11 protein-coding genes are annotated in these 15678 nt (G+C 68.9%); all 11 read left to right on the forward strand.

The genetic code is table 11. The features are described 5' to 3' along the window. The first annotated feature begins 838 nt into the window (after positions 1–838). Complete coding sequence (locus ACE3P0_RS08100; RefSeq protein WP_374401660.1) at positions 839–3598, forward strand: phage tail sheath C-terminal domain-containing protein; 2760 nt, start codon at positions 839–841, stop codon at positions 3596–3598. A gap of 1 nt (position 3599) precedes the next feature. Beyond that, positions 3600–4079 carry a phage tail protein gene (locus ACE3P0_RS08105; protein ID WP_172201414.1) on the forward strand — a complete coding sequence of 160 codons (480 nt, stop codon included), beginning with the start codon at positions 3600–3602 and terminating at the stop codon, positions 4077–4079. Continuing rightward, positions 4079–4882, forward strand: coding sequence for a hypothetical protein (locus ACE3P0_RS08110; protein ID WP_374401662.1), 804 nt, complete (start codon positions 4079–4081; stop codon positions 4880–4882). Before ACE3P0_RS08105 ends, ACE3P0_RS08110 begins: the two co-directional genes overlap by 1 nt. A gap of 3 nt (positions 4883–4885) precedes the next feature. Next, positions 4886–5059, forward strand: coding sequence for a hypothetical protein (locus ACE3P0_RS08115; protein ID WP_374401664.1), 174 nt, complete (start codon positions 4886–4888; stop codon positions 5057–5059). A 2-nt stretch (positions 5060–5061) separates the two neighbouring features. Next, the gene (locus ACE3P0_RS08120) at positions 5062–6126 is read left to right on the forward strand and encodes a phage late control D family protein (RefSeq protein ID WP_374401666.1); all 1065 of its coding nucleotides are present in this window, start codon (positions 5062–5064) and stop codon (positions 6124–6126) included. Next, a complete protein-coding gene (locus ACE3P0_RS08125) occupies positions 6123–6830 on the forward strand; it encodes a phage baseplate assembly protein V (protein WP_374401669.1) in 708 nt (235 codons plus the stop codon). The genes ACE3P0_RS08120 and ACE3P0_RS08125 overlap by 4 nt, the downstream gene beginning before the upstream one ends. A 2-nt stretch (positions 6831–6832) precedes the next feature. Beyond that, positions 6833–8929, forward strand: a complete 2097-nt coding sequence (locus tag ACE3P0_RS08130) for a hypothetical protein (protein ID WP_374401670.1) — start codon at positions 6833–6835, stop codon at positions 8927–8929. Between the two features lie 904 nt (positions 8930–9833). Then, a complete protein-coding gene (locus ACE3P0_RS08135; protein WP_172201404.1) occupies positions 9834–10229 on the forward strand; it encodes a GPW/gp25 family protein in 396 nt (131 codons plus the stop codon). Then, on the forward strand, positions 10229–12496 hold the full coding sequence (locus ACE3P0_RS08140; RefSeq protein ID WP_374401672.1) for a baseplate J/gp47 family protein: 2268 nt from the start codon (positions 10229–10231) through the stop codon (positions 12494–12496). Before ACE3P0_RS08135 ends, ACE3P0_RS08140 begins: the two co-directional genes overlap by 1 nt. Positions 12497–12649: 153 nt before the next feature. After that, a complete protein-coding gene (locus ACE3P0_RS08145; protein ID WP_374401674.1) occupies positions 12650–15112 on the forward strand; it encodes a phage tail protein in 2463 nt (820 codons plus the stop codon). 212 nt (positions 15113–15324) lie between these two features. Further along, positions 15325–15678, forward strand: a 354-nt coding sequence (locus ACE3P0_RS08150) for a hypothetical protein (protein ID WP_374401676.1), incomplete at its 3' end; no start/stop codon positions are given.

Consider the following 15678-nt stretch of genomic DNA (forward strand, 5'->3'; position numbering starts at 1 on the left):
GTCGCGCTGCCCAACTTTCAGCTCTTGCCTTGCGGTCCGCGTTGGCACATTTTGGGGGCCTTCCCGCTGAAGCCGGGTCCCGCCCCGGCGGGCGGGTTCCTTTCTTGTGCCGACAAGAAAGGAACCAAAGAAGCGGCCCCCGCTTCAACGCCGCGCGCTTCGCGCACGGTGCCCTGTGCTGCTCGAAGCATCGGGTGGCTGCGGAACTCGCCCTCGCTACGCTCGGAGCTCAAACAGTCCTCGCCACCGCCATGCTCCGCATGTCGGAACCCGATGCTTCTGCGCTGCTCGGCGTTTCAGAGGGGGAGGGAAACGCGTCGACGTTTCCCCGTTGTCCGATTCTCGTAGCCTGGATGCAGGCTGAAGGCCGGAGTCCGGGATGTGCGTTTGAAGATTTGGATGTGCCCGTCCCGGATTTCGCTGCGCTCCATCCAGGCTACGAACCACACGCAATCGTTGCTCAACCGACGGTTTTGACTTTCGGGTCCCGTCGAGAGCGCCGAGTAGCGGAGTGCGACCGGGAAGAAGGCCGAGGACTGTCTGAGCACCGAGCGCAGCGAGGGCGGGTTCCGCAGGCCCCCGGTCGTGCGAGCAACGCAGGGAAGTCAGGTGCGCAGCACCTGACCGCGAACGCCGGGTCGCCTTTTCTTGGTTACTTCTTTTGGCGAAGCAAAAGAAGTAACACGCCCGCCGGGGGCGGGACCCCGGCCAACGAACGGTTGATAGTCACCAGCGGTCGCCACTCGCGTTGGGCTTCGACGAACGCAGCCCAACCTACGAAAACGCTGGCGCGGCGAAACGCGCATCAGCGCCCGAACCGGCATCGGAGGCCATAACCATGAGCCTCCGACTGCCCGGTCTAGCCTTCGAATCCGCCCCCGTCGCCCTCGACGAGCGCCTCCCCCGCATGGACATCGCGCTGTTCGTCGGTTTCGCGCGTCGCGGCCCGATCGATCGGCCGGTGCTGTGCGAGGACTACGCGGCGTTCACGTCGGTGTTCGGTCCCGAACACGATCTGTTCATCGATGCAGGCAGCGGTGCGCCGGTCACGGCGCAACTCGCACCGGCGGTGCAGAGCTTCTTCGCCAACGGCGGGCGGCGCTGCTGGGTGGTGCGGGGGGCGCTGCGGCCGGTGACGGCGAAGCTGCCGCTGGCGGGCTTGTGGGTCGAGACCAAGCTGGGCTGGCGCGCGGTTCAGGCACGCGCGGCGAGCGGCGGGCGTTGGGGCTTCGGCTTGCGCGCCGGCGTGCGGTTGGAACGCGCGGCGCTCGGCGTGCTGAGCGCGGGCAACCCATGGGATGGGCAGGCGCCGCACCGGATTGCGCTGGACCCGGCGAGCACTGCGCTGCCTGAAGCCGGCGACCTGCTGCGCTTCGTCAGCGATGCGCCGGATGCGGTTGTGGCAACGGATTTCTCGCGCGTCGTCACGTTCCTGCGCGTTGCCAGCGTGCTCAAGCGCAACGACGGCCAGCACGGCACACGTGTTGATGCGCGCATTGCCGAATCCTGGTGGTTCGGTGTACCGAAGGCCATGCCCGCGAGCTTCGATGGCAGCCTTTCGCTGCCGCGCGCAAGGGCGGTGACGGTGCGCTTTGTGGCGGATGATCAGGCGGCGGCGCCATTGCCGATCGGGCCGGAATGGTGCGGCGTGCTGCGCATCGAATTGCCGGCAAGCCTGCGTAGCGCGGAGTGGCCGCAGGCTGGCCACCCGCTGCGGCTTCGCGCCGGCTCGCGGGTATTTCTCGCCACCTTGGGGGATTGCGTGCTCGCCGCGCGCGACGCCAGCACCGTCACGCTCAAGGCGCAGGTGGCCTTGCTGGAACAGTTGCCCGGGCCCTGCGCGCTGAACGACGAGCCGCTCGGCGAACGTCTGCGCATCACGCTGATGAGCGACGACGAAGTCGAAGGGGCGCGCACGCTGACCGACATCGGTCTGTGCCCCGGGCATGCGCGCGCATGGCAGGCGTTGCCGCGCGACGACGCGCGCTGGAGCGCCGACCCGGCCCACGAGGTTGTGATTCCTGCCAAGCACGTGGCATTGTGGGCCGAGGCGCGAACGAATGCGTTCCCGATTGCCGGCCGTGGCTTGGGCGATTGCCTGCCGATCGGTCTTCCATGGTCCGCGCCGAGCTGGCTCGACGCGGTGCAGGATGCGCGCAGCAGCATGGCGCGCGACGGGCTGCGCCGCTTGTCGGCGGCGCTGTTCCTCGACCCGCGCCTCGCGGACGCGACGATGCACATCCTCGTTGCCCGCGCCGAGGCCTTGCGCTTCCCCTTCGACCCTGCGCGCATGCCGGCGCGTTCGGTGCGCGGCGTGCATAGCCTGCTCGCGCTGGAAGAGGCCACCTTGCTCGCGGCGCCCGACCTCGCCCTGCCGCCGTGGCGCCCGGCCAACGCGGCTTCATGGCCCGCACCGGCGCCGTCGGATCCTGTTGCGGGCCCGACCGGTCCCTGCGGCGCGGATCTTCCGTTTGCTGCCTGCATGCCGATCCGCGTTGCACCGCCAGTGCTGACGATCGTGGTCGACGGCGAATCGCGCCTCACCGCGCAGTGGACCGCCGACCCGGTGGCGGATCAATTCATCCTTGAAGGCGCACGGCATCCGGATTGGCAGGATGCGGTGGTGCTGTACCAGGGCGGCGAAACGCGCTGGCCCTTTGACAGCGAACCCACACCCTGGCGCTACCTGCGGGTGCGCGTCGCGGCGCCGGGCTGCTACAGCGACTGGTCGCTCGGTGCGATCGTGCCGCAGGCGGAAACGACCGGCTGGGCAGCGCAGCCGGATGCGCCGGAAGGGCTCCGCACCGCGCTGCGCGTGCAACGCGCGATGTTGCGTATCGCCGCGGCGCGGGCCGACAGCCTCGCTGTGCTAGGTGCGCCGGCATGGATGGACGACGCCGATGCGCAGCGCCACATCGCCGCCTTGTCGCGCCACGGCCCGGGCGGCGACGAATCCATGCTGGGTGACGACGAGGTCGCGGCACTGTCCTATGCGGCGATCTACCACCCCTGGCTGCGCCGCCGGCGGGCCGATGGCGTGGTCGCCTTCGCGCCGGAAGGGGCGGCCTGCGGGCTGATTGCGCGGCGAGCCTTGTCGCGCGGCGCGTGGATCGCCGCCGCGAACGAAGTGGTGGCCGACGCGATCGGCCTCGAACGCCCGCCGGCCGACCCGCTGCGCCTGTTCGGTGCAGGCGCCAACCTGTGGCGTTACGACGGTCTGCGGGTGCGCTTGATGGGTGCGCGCACGCTGAGTCTCGATCCCGACTGGGTGCCGCTGAATGTGCGCCGCCTGATGAGCCTGCTGCGCCGCCTGCTGATCCGCGAAGGCAACGTATGGGGCTTCGAGCCGAACGGCCCGGCGCTGGAGCGTTCGGTCGAACGCGGCCTCACCGCATGGCTCACGCAACTGCATGCTCGTGGTGCCTTTGCCGGGCGCAAACCGGCCGAGGCGTGGCAGCTCACGCTCAATCCGGGGCAGCAGCGCGACCGCGACGACGGCCGCTTCATCGTGGAGTTGCGCTTTGCACCGGCGACGCCGCTGGAGTTCCTGATCGTGCGCCTGGTGCGCAACGGCGACGCGCTCAGGGTGGAGGGCTGAGATGGACAACCCGCGTCCAGAAACCGTCGTGTATCCCTTCACCGCCTTTAACTTCGCGGTCGAGATCAATCGCGCGGGCAGCGCCGAGCGCATGGCTGCGGCGTCCTTCGCCGAGTGCGACGGACTGGAGATCACGATGGAGGCGAAGACGATCCGCGAAGGGGGCGCGAACGGGCAACTGGTGCGGCTCGCCTCGCCGGTGAGCTACGGCACGCTCACGCTCAAGCGCGGCATGACCGCCAACTTCGATTTGTGGGAATGGGTTGAGCAGACCGTCGAAGACCCGCGTGTGCGCGCCGACTGCGAGGTGGTGATCTTCGCCGCCGACGGAAGCACCGAGCGCGTGCGCTTCCTTGCTGCGCGTTGCCTGCCGGTGAAGCTGAAGGCGCCCGCGCTGAATGCCAAGGACGGCATGGTCGCGGTGGAGGAACTGCAGCTCGCCTACGAAACCCTGTCGCTCAAACCGCCGGGAGGCCGCTGATGCCGGTCGCGATTCCGCTCGAAAAGGCACGCCTGGTCGAACTCGAACCGGACTTCGAAACCGTGAAGTCGGGCGGCCGCAGCGTGTTCGTGCAGTTCAATCCGGAAAGCCTCAAGGTCAGCTTCGCCAACCAGGTGCAGCAGCCACAGGGCGGGGGGGATTCCGGTGCGCCGCCATCGATCCAGTTCGTCGGCGCGGGCACCACCAAGCTCACCGTGCAGCTGTGGTTCGACGCCACCGCGCCGATCGACGCGCGTGCGCTGCCGCAGGCCGAACGCGGCGCCGGCAAGGTGGACGATGTCCGCAAGCTGACACAGGAAGTGGCCTGGTTCATCACGCCGCAGCCCGCACCGAAGGACAAGAAGAAGTTCGTGCCGCCGGCGGTGGCCTTCTTCTGGGGCACCTTCCAGTTCAACGGCATGATCGATTCGATGGACGAATCGCTCGAGTTCTTCGCGCCGGAGGGCAAGCCGCTGCGCGCGCAAGTCTCGCTGGCAATGTCACAGCCGCGCATCTCGGCCTTCAAGTTCGCGCAGCCTGTTGGGCGGCCGGACGCGGCGCCGCGCACACCGCTCACCGGCGGTGGCTCGGGCGCCACCGTACCCGGCGGCGCCGGTGCTGGCAACACCGGCCCGGGCGCGCAGGCACTGACTGCCGCACCCACCGGCGCCAGCCTGCAGCAGATGGCCGCCGCGAGCGGGCAGGGCGGCGACTGGCGCGCCATCGCGCAGGCCAATGGCATCGAGAATCCGCGCCTGCTGGCGCCGGGTCAGTTGATCAACCTGAACATCGGGCGGGGCTGAGCGATGGCGATCGTGATCAACGACTTCGAAGTGGTGACTGCGCCCGCACCGTCCGGTGCCGCCAGCGCCGCGCCCGACACACCTGCCGCCGACAGCGCGCCGGCGGCCGACCCGCACACCCTCGCCGCGGTGCTGGCTTGGCTGGCCGCGCGCAGTGACCGGCTCAAGGACGACTGAGCATGCCGCCGCCGGAAGCCCTGCGCTCCGCACGCCCGACCGTCGTGATCGATGGCGAGACCTATCCGCAGGTCGCCAGCGGGCTGCGCGAACTCGCGGTGAGCGATAGCGACGCCGGCCTCGCGCATTGCAGCCTGACGCTGGAGAACTGGGGCCCGCGCAACGGCACACCGGACTACCTGTACTTCGACCGCCGCGTGTTCGATTTCGGCAAGCAGCTCGAAATCCGTGTCGGCGACGCCACGCTGTTCCGTGGCCGCATCAGCGCAATCGAGGCCGCGTTCGAAGAGGGCACGCCGCCGGGCATCACGGTGCTCGCGGAAGACCGCCTGCAAAGCCTGCGCATGGCACGCCGCACGCGGGTGTTCGAGCAGATGAGCGACGCCGATGTGATCCGCCAGATCGCGAACGATCACGGCCTGCAGCCGGAGGTGAATCTCTCCGGCGACACGCATCGTGTGCTTGCGCAGGTGAACGAGACCGATCTGCGCTTCCTGCGCGAACGCGCGCGGCGTGGTGGTTTCGAGATCTGGGTGGACGACCGCACCCTGCATGCGGCCGAACGCAGCAGCCGGCGCGGTTCGCCGCTCACGCTGACGATCGGTGCGAGCCTGCGCAGCTTCCGTGTCGTTGCGGACCTGGCGCATCAGGTGGATACGGCGCGTGTGGGCGGCTGGGATGTGGCGGCGAAGGACGCACTGAGCGGCGAGGCGGCGGCGTCGTCGCTGTCATCCGAAGGTGGTGGTACCCGCGGTGCGGATCTGATCTCGCAGGCACTCGGGGCGCGCACCGAAGTTGTCTCGCATGTGTTCCCCGCGACGCAATCCGAGGCCGACGCCATCGCCCGTGCCTGGCTCGCCGCACGCGCGCGGCGCTTCGTCGTTGCGCACGGCGTTGCGGAAACCACGGCCGATCTGAAAGTCGGCGCGCGTATCGAGATTGCTGAAGTCGGCCCGCTCTTCTCGGGTGCGTACGACCTTGTAGGCGTGACGCATCGTTTCGACAACCGCATTGGTTTGCGCAGCGACATCGCACTTGAACGCGCGTGGATCGGAGACGCCTCATGATCGCCGCCGACGAGCTCCGCACCCGCGCTGCGAGCGGCCTAGGCGGCCCCTGGTACGGCGTGTATCCGGCGCAGGTTACCGACATCAAGGACCCGGACGGCCAGGGCCGCGTGCGCGTGAAACTGCCCTGGGTGCCGGATTCTGGCAGCGCGCACTACGAGAGCTGGGCACGCCTGACCACACTGATGGCCGGCAACAACCGCGGCAGCTGGTTCATCCCTGATGTGGGCGACGAGGTGCTGGTGGCCTTCGTGGGCGGCGATGTGCGCCACCCCTGCGTGGTCGGCGCACTGTGGAACGGCAGCGACGCACCACCGGATTCGATGGACGGCGCCGGCAACAACTACCGCAAGGTGATCCGCTCGCGCAACGGCGTGAAGCTCACGCTCGACGATCAGGACGGGCAGGAGAAGTTCATCGTCGAAACCCCCGGCGGCCAGAAGGTCACGCTGCAGGATGGTCCGGGCAAGGTCGAAGTGGTCGATTCCAACGGCAACTCGATCAAGCTCGAAACTGCGGGCATCACCATCGAGGCGGCGGCCAAGGTCACGGTGAATGCCGGCGCATCGGTCGAGGTGAATGCCGGCATGGTCACGGTGAACGCCGGCATGTCGCGCTTCTCCGGCGTGGTCCAGTGCGACACGCTGATTTCGAATTCGGTGATCAGCGCCTCCTACACCCCCGGCGCCGGGAATATTTGGTAGCCATGGACCGCGCGCGCTTCCCTCATCACGACAGCGTCTGGCAGGCGCCTTCGCCGCTGTGGGGCGGTGCGCGTGAGCGCACGCTGCGGCCAGCCTTGCTGCGTTTTGCCGACGATGACTTCATGGAGCGCATCGCGGCGATCCTCGCGCAGCCGGATTCGGCGGCGCGTACCGCGGCGCTGGCAGCCTTGCAGGCACGTGGCGAAACCTGGCGCGACGGCATGCCTGCGACACCGAAGCCTGCACCCGCGGCGCCACCCCTGGCACGACGCATTGCCGCGCGCATTGGCAAGCCGCTGCGTCTCAACGTGCAGGCTGAGGCGCCCAAGGTGGCGGTGGCGGCGCCGGTCGAACGGCCGCTGAAACTGTTCCAGCCCGCGCATCAACGTTACTACCTGGTCGGTGCGAGCCTCGTGTGCGGCGTGCCGGGTCTGCCGGATCGCGCACTCGACAGCGCGAAGAAGGAGGCGGTGCGTTTCGTCGTGCGGCGCCTGCTGCCGACCGCCGCGAATACCACAGGTGCTTTCGCAAAGCCGACGCACACCGCCTACGACCCGCAACAGTGGCAGGAACACGCCTGGGTCGGCGGACGTTGGGTCGCAGCGGCAAGCGACGCGCAGGCGGACGGCGAAGAGATGCTGCCGCTGTTCCCGCTCGCATGGCGTGAGGCGGGCCCCACCGGCGAGCGGCCGCGCAGGATGTGGGCTGGCCTGGTGCCGGTCGGCAAGCGCGAGGCCTACCTCGGTGGCGCAATCGACGACGCCGCGGCACCGCCGGCGCCCGACAGCGGCGCAGTGGAGGACGATGACGCGCGCCTCACGCTGCTGCGCAAGACGGTCGCTGGCCCCTGGCGCCAGCTGATCGAACAGGGCTGGGCGCACTACAACCGCCATGAACGCAGCAGCCCGGTGGTAGTCGACAAGAAATTCCTCGATGACGAAGAGGGGCGTTCGACGCTCGCGCGTCGTCGCCTGCGCGAGTCGATGCAGATCGGCGGCTGGTATGTGCTGACCGACTTCGCGAGCTGGCTGGCGGCCGAACTCCCTAACGTATGGCAGGCGGTGCGCGCACGTGCAGCCGGCACGGCACTGCCAGTGATGAGCGCCGCGGAGCGCGCCTTCTTCGATGCGCTGGATGCGGCGCAAGTCGGGGGCGGGCTCGCCAACTCGCTCGCAGAGGCGGTGGGCAACGCGTACCAGGCCAACCCGGAGGGGCTCGCCTACGACGCCAGCAAGTCGGTCGCCGAGAACGCCCGGCGCTTGTTCGCAATGCCGTCCTCGCTGTGTGCTGCGCTGGTCGCGGCCGATGCGGCACGCAGCGTGCTGGAAGCGGCATCGGGTGTATTCGCCTGGACCGGGCTCGCGGCGCGGCGCGGCTGGCCGGGCTTCCTCTATCCGCTCGCCGACGGCGTCGTGCCCACCGATGCACCCTTGCCGATGCCGCTGGCGGAACAGGACGCGGCCTTCCAGATCTCGCCGCTCGAGCGTCGCCATGTCCGCGCGCTCAACCGGCTCGTCGAACTCGCTACGGCCGCGCTGCCGGCGGCACCCGAGCGCGCCAAGCTGCTTAACGTTACCGCACCACCACGGCTTGATGCGGAGAACTGGTTCGTGATCCGCTGCGTGTATCTGAAGCCGGAATGCTTCAAGCACGGTGCGCTGCTCTCGGCACCCACCGAGGCCTTTCAGCTCGCCAGCTTCTTCGACCCCGACGCGCCCGCGCGGCCGATCCGCATCGGCCTGCCGGTCGACACCAGCGCTGCAGGCCTGCGCAAGTTCGACAAGAACACCGCCTTCGTCATGAGCGACCTGCTTTGTGGCCAGGTTGCGCGCGCCAAGGGCCTGGGCCTGATCGATCTCGTGCGCTCGGTATTGCCGTGGCCGCTGCACAAGGACCTCGATGTCGGCGACATGGGGCCGTGTTCGAAGAACGACCCCAACCAGCTCGGCATGATCTGCTCGCTGTCGATTCCGATCATCACGCTGTGCGCGTTGATCCTGCTGCTGATCATGGTCGCGCTGCTCGACATGATCTTTGCGTGGCTGCCGTTCTTTGCGATCTGTTTCCCGATCCTGAAGAAGAAGGGGGGCGGGTCATGATTTTTGGTTTTGTTGCTGGGCGCAACCGCGCCGCGAGTGATGGTTGTGCAGGGTGGGTTGAGCGTGGCGAAGCCCAACGTTCTTCGTGCGGCTTGCGATTGGCCGTGTCGCGTTGCGGTCGTTTGTCCGCTGAAGCCGGGTCCCGCCCCGGCGGGCGGGGTACTTTCTTTGTGCGAACAAAGAAAGTACCCAAAGAAAGTCGCCCCGCTTCAACGCCCCGCCTGCGGCGGGGTCCCCTGCGCTGCTCGAAACATCGGGTGGCTGCGGAACTCGCCCTCGCTGCGCTCGGAGCTCGGACAGTCCTTGCCACCGCCGCACTGCGTGCGTCGGAACCCGATGCTTCTGTGCTGCTCGGCGTTTCAGAGGGGGATGGAAAAGCGTCGACGTTTCGTCGCTGCCTGAATCTCGCAGCCCCGATGCAGGCGATAGGCCGGACTTCGCGAACTGCGCCTGAACCATTTGGGGCCACGTCGGAATTCGCTTCGCGCCATCTAGGCGACGAAGAACACATGAGCGTCGTTCAAGCGATGGTTTTGACTTTCGGGTCCCGTCGAGAGCGCCGAGTAGCGGAGCGCGACAGGGAAGAAGGCCGAGGACTGTCTGAGCACCGAGCGCAGCGAGGGCGAGTTCCGCAGGCCCCCGGTCGCGCGAGCAACGCAGGGAAGTCAGGCACGCAGTGCCTGACCGCGAACGCCGGGTCGCCTTTTCTTGGTTACTTCTTTTGGCGAAGCAAAAGAAGTAACACGCCCGCCGGGGGCGGGACCCCGGCCAACGCGCGGCTGAGCCACGACACCGTGTATCGCATGCCGCACAAGGCAGCCGAAGTTGCTGTGCTTCACAACGCGCGGTTCAACGCGCAGTTGAGTGCTGGCTGCGAACGCGAGACAGAAGAAGAGGCCAGACCATGAACGCTGACCACCTCCTCGGCCGCAGCCTGGCCTGGCCGCTCACGATCACCCCTGACGGGCGACTCGCCCGCTCGTCGGGCGAGGACAACATCCGCGAGAACGTGCGCCTGATCCTTGCCACCAATCGCGGCGAACGCGTCGGCGTGCCGGAATTTGGCGCCGGGCTCGAGCAGTTTCTGTTCGAGCCGAACACGATTACCACCCACCAGCTGATCCGCGGCCGCGTCGAGCAATCGCTGGCGCGATGGGAGCCGCGTATCCGCGTATCGCAGGTCGATGTCGATGTGCTGCCGGACGATCCGTTTGCGGCGCGCGTCACGATCACCTACAGCCTTGTTGCGACCGGCCGGCAGGAACGGGTCGGTCTGACGCTCACGCTCGGAGGCAGCTGATGCCGATCGAACTGCCCAAGCTCGACGACCGCGCATTCCGCGATATCGCCGATGAGGCGATCGCACGGATACCGTCGCACACACCGGAGTGGACCAACTTCAACGAGGCCGATCCGGGTGTCACGTTGCTGGAGCTCTTCGCCTTCATGGCGGAGAACATGCTCTACCGCGCGAACCAGATTCCGGAGCGCAATCGCCTCAAGTTCCTGCAACTGCTCGGGGTGCCGCTTTTGCCGGCGCAGCCGGCACGTGGCGTGGTGGCGTTCGACAACGCTCGCGGCCCGCTTGCGACACTCACGCTCAATCGCGGCGAACCGCTGCGCGCTGGCAGCCTGCCCTTCCGCACTACACAGGGGCTGGATGTGCTGCCGGTCGAATCCGCGCTGGTGTTCAAGCGCACACTCGCCTCGCCTGACGCGGTGACGCTCGCTGCCTATCAGGATCTCTACGCCAGCTTCTCGTCCGGCGGCGCGGCGCCGGAGCTGAGTCTGTACGAAACCGTGGATCTGGCGAGTGCGCCCGGCACCGAGATCGGCGAGACGGAGGGGCAGTGCTTCTGGCTCGCGATGTTGCGCCGCAGTGCCGACCGCAACGCCACGCGCGAAGACGTCCGCGCAGCAATCGCCGGCAAGGTGCTGACGATCAGCATGGTGCTGGCGCCGGAACCGACCACCACGCGCCGCCTCGCGGCCGGCGAGGGCGTCACCCATAAGCCACCGCAACTGGTGGTGGAGATTGCTGCTGCCGATCACCTGGGCCCGCCACCGGATCGCCTCGCCAGCTGGCGCAGCCTGCCGCTGCGCATGAGCGGCGATGGCGAGCTCGAACCGCTGCGTCTGGATGTGGAACTGCCGGCCGCAGAAGGGCTGCTCACTTTCGACGATGTGGACCCGCTCGAAGCCGGTTCGGGCGAACTGCCGCCGCTGTTCGAAGATCCGCAGACCGATGCGCGTGTGGCGCTGTGGCTACGTATCCGGCCGGAAGGCGATCTGGGCGGTGCGCGCCTTGCGCCGCTGTGGGCCGGCATCAACGCCTGCGCCGTCGAACAGCGCGACCTGGTGCGCAACGAGGTGATCGGGCTCGGCAGCGGCGCGCCGGATCAGCAGTTCCGCTTCGCTCGGGGGCCTATCGTCACCGGCAGCGTGCAGGTCTCGGTCGCCGGCACACCGTGGGCCGCGACCGACGAGCTGTACGCCGCGCCACCCGAGATCGCGCTGCGCGACGCGCGCTTGCCGCAGAGCCTGCAACCCGCTGGCGGCGGCGAGCTGAGTCGCGTGTTCGCGGTGGATGCGGAGGCTGGCCTGCTGATATTCGGCGACGGTTTGCGCGGTGCGCGGCCGCCTTTCGATGCAACGATCCTCGTTGACTACGACATCACCCAGGGCGCCGAAGGCAACGTCGCCGCGGGTGCGGTGAAGCTGGGGCCACGCCTGCCCGCCGGGCTCAGCGTTGCGAATCCGATTGCCACCTGGGGTGGGCGCAATGCGGAGTCGGCGGATGAGGGCGAGCGCAGCATCCAGGCCTGGCTGCGGCATCGCGACCGCGCGGTCACGGCGGAAGATTTCCGCGACCTCGCGCTGCGTACGCCCAGTGTGCGGCTCGCACGCGTGGAAGTGCTGAGCGCCTTCAAGGCGGATGTGGGCGCGCAGGCGGGCGCCGTCACCGTGATGGTGGTGCCGGCCAGCGACCCGAAACACCCGGACGCGCCGCGGCCCGATCCGGTGGCGCTGCGCGCGGTGTGCGAATGGCTTGATCCGCGCCGCCTCGTCACCACCGATGTCTACGTCACCGGCCCGCGCTATCGCGGCCTGTGGATCGCGGTCGGGCTCGAACCCGATCCCGGTGTTGCGTTGGCCGAGCTGCGGCCGCGGGTGCGGGCCGCGCTGCTGGCCTTCCTATCGCCGCTGCCGCTTGCCGACGCCAGCACGCGGCCAGGCGGCATCGACGACATCACGCCCGGCGGCTGGCCGCTGCGTGCGCCGGTGATCGCTGCACAGCTACTTGCAGTGGTCGCACGGGTGCCCGGCGTGCGGCTGGTGAACGACCTGCTGCTGGGCGAGGAATCGTCTTCCGGCCCGCAAGCGACCGAGCGCATTGCATTTGCCGATCTCGACCAGCCGGAACTGCTGGGCCTGCTGGTCGAAGCACGCGACTTCGCCCCCGGCGAGAACCCCCTGGTTGGCTTGCGCGATGCGACCTTGGGCCGTGCAGGCAGCGCCAGCGGCGATCGCCGCCTGCCGGTGCCTTTCATTCCGGATCAGTGCTAAGGACCATGATGCCCCCACGCTCAAATTATTCGCGCAGGGCCGGCTTAAAAACGCCGGCCCGTTCGGCGAGCGCGAAGCAGTGCTTCGCGAATGCCTCGCGTCACCCCCCCGAGGAGGCTTCAGAGCCCTTCGGGCGGCCGGGCGGGCTCTGACATGGATTCCAACGGCTCCCGCTACTGGCTGCTGCTCGGCCCCGAGGATTGGGGCGCGTGCGTGCGCAGCGATCTCGCCGGTTCGCCGACGCTCGCTTCCCTGTGGCCGGCGGGTGCCAGCGCTGGCGAACTAGCTGCAGAAGGCTGGGACGCGGACGACGCCGAGCTGATGCTGCCGCGCGAGGCCTTTCGCTTCCGCGCGGCGCCGCTCGACGTGAAGCCTGGCGCCGCGCGCCGCCGCGGTGCCGCGGCGGATGCCGACGGCAATGTGTTCTGGATCGACGAAGACGGCCGCCGCATCCTGCGCCAGTGCGCGCAGAGCGGGCAGCTCAGCGTGTTCTGGCCTGTGGCGCGGCCGATGCCGGAAGTTGTTGGCGCGGTGACCCAGGCCTTCGGCCCCGAGCTGCCGCTGCGGGGCGAACCGACGCCGGCGTTCCGTGGCGTGGGGCAGCCGCGCTTTGGTGATGCCTCGGTGGCCGACGAGGCCGCGCCGCAACTCGCCGGCCTCGCGATGACGCCCGATCACCGGCTGATCGCCGGCAGCATCGCACCGGCCGGTCTGCTTGATTTCGACCTCATCGCCGGCGGGCCGCCGCGCTGGTTGGCGTGGCCTGACGCGGCGCCCGGCGTGCGCGCCTTCATGCCCTGCGACATCGCGGCGGATGCCTGTGGTCTGTGGATTCTCGACCGCGCGCTACCCGCTGACGCACCGCCCGCCATGCCGGTCGATGCCCAGCTATGGCGGCTGGATCGCCGACTCGCCAGCGTCGGGCCAGCCGGCGCGGCTCCGGTTGCTGAATCGGGTGACTTCGGGCCGCAGGGCGGCGGACCGCGAGCCCTGCCACCTGCGCCGAAGCGGATCGACTTCGCCCATGCGATCGCTCTGGCGCTGCGCTCGCCCATCGCGGTCGAGTCCTTGCCGGATGGCCGCGCGATCCTGCTCGACACGCCGCTGGCCGGCGACGCTGATCCTTGGGGCGCGCTGGTGATCGTGTCGGCCGACCCCGCGGTGGCGCGCGTGCGGCTGAGCCTTGACGCGGTGCGTGCGGTGATTGCCGATGAAGACGCCGATGCCTTCCGCCTCGCCGGCCATGCACTTCTGGCCGAGGCCCCCGCAGCGGACGACGGCAGCGCGGCACGCGCGCAACTGTGGGTGGTGGGCGACGATGGCAACCAGGCCTTCCGCATCCTGCTGGTGGAGCGTGCGGGTGTGCTGTCGCTTGAGCCGCTGCCCGAATTCCTGCCGATGCGGCGATACGGCGGGCGCGGCCTGGTGTCGGTTGCCGGCGCGCCGAAGTACGACAGCGACGGGCACTGGGTGCCGCTGGTCGTGCAGCGGCGGCCGCGTTACAGCCGCAGCCTGCAGGTCGACACCTGGCCCGGCACGGCGGCTCGCCCGCCCTTCGACGCCGGCGAGCCCGGCTGCACCTGGCACCGCATCGTGATGGACGTGGCGATTCCGCCGGCCTGTGCAATCCGCATCCAGGCGCGTGCCGCCGATGACCTTGCCGGGCTGCGCAATGCGCCCTGGCGCGATCAACCCGCGCTGGTGCCGCGCGCGATCGGCGCCGAACTGCCCTGGCTCGCGCGCCGCGACGTGCAACCGATCCAGTGCGAGCGCGGCAGTCGCGAACTGCTGTTGCAAGGCGTGAAGGGCCGCTATGCGCAACTGCGCATTGCGCTGCTCGGCAACGGCCTCGCCACCCCGCGCATCGGCGCGCTGCGGATCTGGTATCCGCGCTTCGACTACCTGCGCTACCTGCCCGCGTGCTGGCGCGAAGACGCGATTGCTGCGGACTTCCTCGAACGATTCCTCGCCAACGTCGAGGGTCTGTTCACCAGCTGGGAAGATCGCCTCGCCGCGGTGCAGCTGCTGTTCGACGCACGCACCGCGCCGCGCGAAGCGCTGCCCTGGCTGGCCGGCTGGTTGGGCCTTGCGCTCGATCCGCAGGTCGACGAACGCCGGCGCCGCCTGCTGGTCCGTTATGGCCACCGCTTGCTGGCACGTCGCGGCACGCTGCCTGCGCTGCAACGCCTCGTCCGCATCGCGACCGACCCCTGCGTCGACCCGTCGATCTTCGACGACGACGCAGCGCTCGCGGAGCGGCCCGGCGACGTGCGCTACCTCGAACGCCCGAATGGCGCGGCACACACCCTCGTTGTACGGGTGCCGGTGCGGCGCAGTGCGGCTGGTGCCGCCGCCACGCTGACCCGCGTGCGCGACGTGCTCGCGATTGCGCTGCCGGCGCATGTCGCCGGCTCGGTGGAGACGGTCGACTACGCCTTCCGACTGGGGGCTGCGCGCGTCGGGTACGAAACGCAGCTCGCGGCGGATGACCCGATTGCGGCGGCCATCGTCGATTTCGCCAACTTGGGGATGGCGAGGTTGGCGGCGCCGCCGGAAGGGGCGGCGCGGTGGGCGGTGGATAGGGATCGCTTGGGGTTCTTGGGGGTGTTGTCGTGATTGGGCCCGTTCGTGCTTCCAGAGGGAATGCTTTGGCTGAGTCTGGCTCGCGATTTGCGCAGATGGTATGCGGCGGCCTTCCCGCTGAAGCCGGGTCCCGCCCCGGCGGGCGGGGTACTTTCTTTGTGCGAACAAAGAAAGTACCCAAAGAAAGTCGCCCCGCTTCAACGCCCCGCCTGCGGCGGGGTGCCCTGCGCTGCTCGAAGCATCGGGTGGCTGCGGAACTCGCCCTCGCTGCGCTCGGTGCTCGGACAGTCCTCGCCACCGCCATGCTCTGCATGTCGGAACCCGATGCTTCTGCGCTGCTCGGCGTTTCAGAGGGGGATGCAAAGGCGTCGACGATCAGCCGTTGTCGCGTTCTCGTAGCCTGGATGCAGGCCGAAGGACCGGATCCGGGGTGCGTGCTTGAAGGGCTAGCTGCAGACCTGGAATCCGCTCCGCTCCATCCAAGCTATGAATCTGAACCGCGCGTTGCAATTGCGGCGGTTTTGACTTTGGGTCCCGTCGAGAGCGCCGAGCAGCGCAGCGAACTCGGGGAATCGGCGCGCAGCGACGACGGCGAGGAC

Source organism: Niveibacterium sp. (assembly GCF_041909475.1).
Taxonomy (GTDB): domain Bacteria; phylum Pseudomonadota; class Gammaproteobacteria; order Burkholderiales; family Rhodocyclaceae; genus Niveibacterium.

What these genes read in the sequence shown, in the direction of transcription:
- ACE3P0_RS08100 (WP_374401660.1), top strand. Translation starts at nt 839, where the DNA reads ATGAGCCTCCGACTGCCCGGTCTAGCCTTCGAATCCGCCCCCGTCGCC.
- ACE3P0_RS08105 (WP_172201414.1), top strand. Translation starts at nt 3,600, where the DNA reads ATGGACAACCCGCGTCCAGAAACCGTCGTGTATCCCTTCACCGCCTTT.
- ACE3P0_RS08110 (WP_374401662.1), top strand. Translation starts at nt 4,079, where the DNA reads ATGCCGGTCGCGATTCCGCTCGAAAAGGCACGCCTGGTCGAACTCGAA.
- ACE3P0_RS08115 (WP_374401664.1), top strand. Translation starts at nt 4,886, where the DNA reads ATGGCGATCGTGATCAACGACTTCGAAGTGGTGACTGCGCCCGCACCG.
- ACE3P0_RS08120 (WP_374401666.1), top strand. Translation starts at nt 5,062, where the DNA reads ATGCCGCCGCCGGAAGCCCTGCGCTCCGCACGCCCGACCGTCGTGATC.
- ACE3P0_RS08125 (WP_374401669.1), top strand. Translation starts at nt 6,123, where the DNA reads ATGATCGCCGCCGACGAGCTCCGCACCCGCGCTGCGAGCGGCCTAGGC.
- ACE3P0_RS08130 (WP_374401670.1), top strand. Translation starts at nt 6,833, where the DNA reads ATGGACCGCGCGCGCTTCCCTCATCACGACAGCGTCTGGCAGGCGCCT.
- ACE3P0_RS08135 (WP_172201404.1), top strand. Translation starts at nt 9,834, where the DNA reads ATGAACGCTGACCACCTCCTCGGCCGCAGCCTGGCCTGGCCGCTCACG.
- ACE3P0_RS08140 (WP_374401672.1), top strand. Translation starts at nt 10,229, where the DNA reads ATGCCGATCGAACTGCCCAAGCTCGACGACCGCGCATTCCGCGATATC.
- ACE3P0_RS08145 (WP_374401674.1), top strand. Translation starts at nt 12,650, where the DNA reads ATGGATTCCAACGGCTCCCGCTACTGGCTGCTGCTCGGCCCCGAGGAT.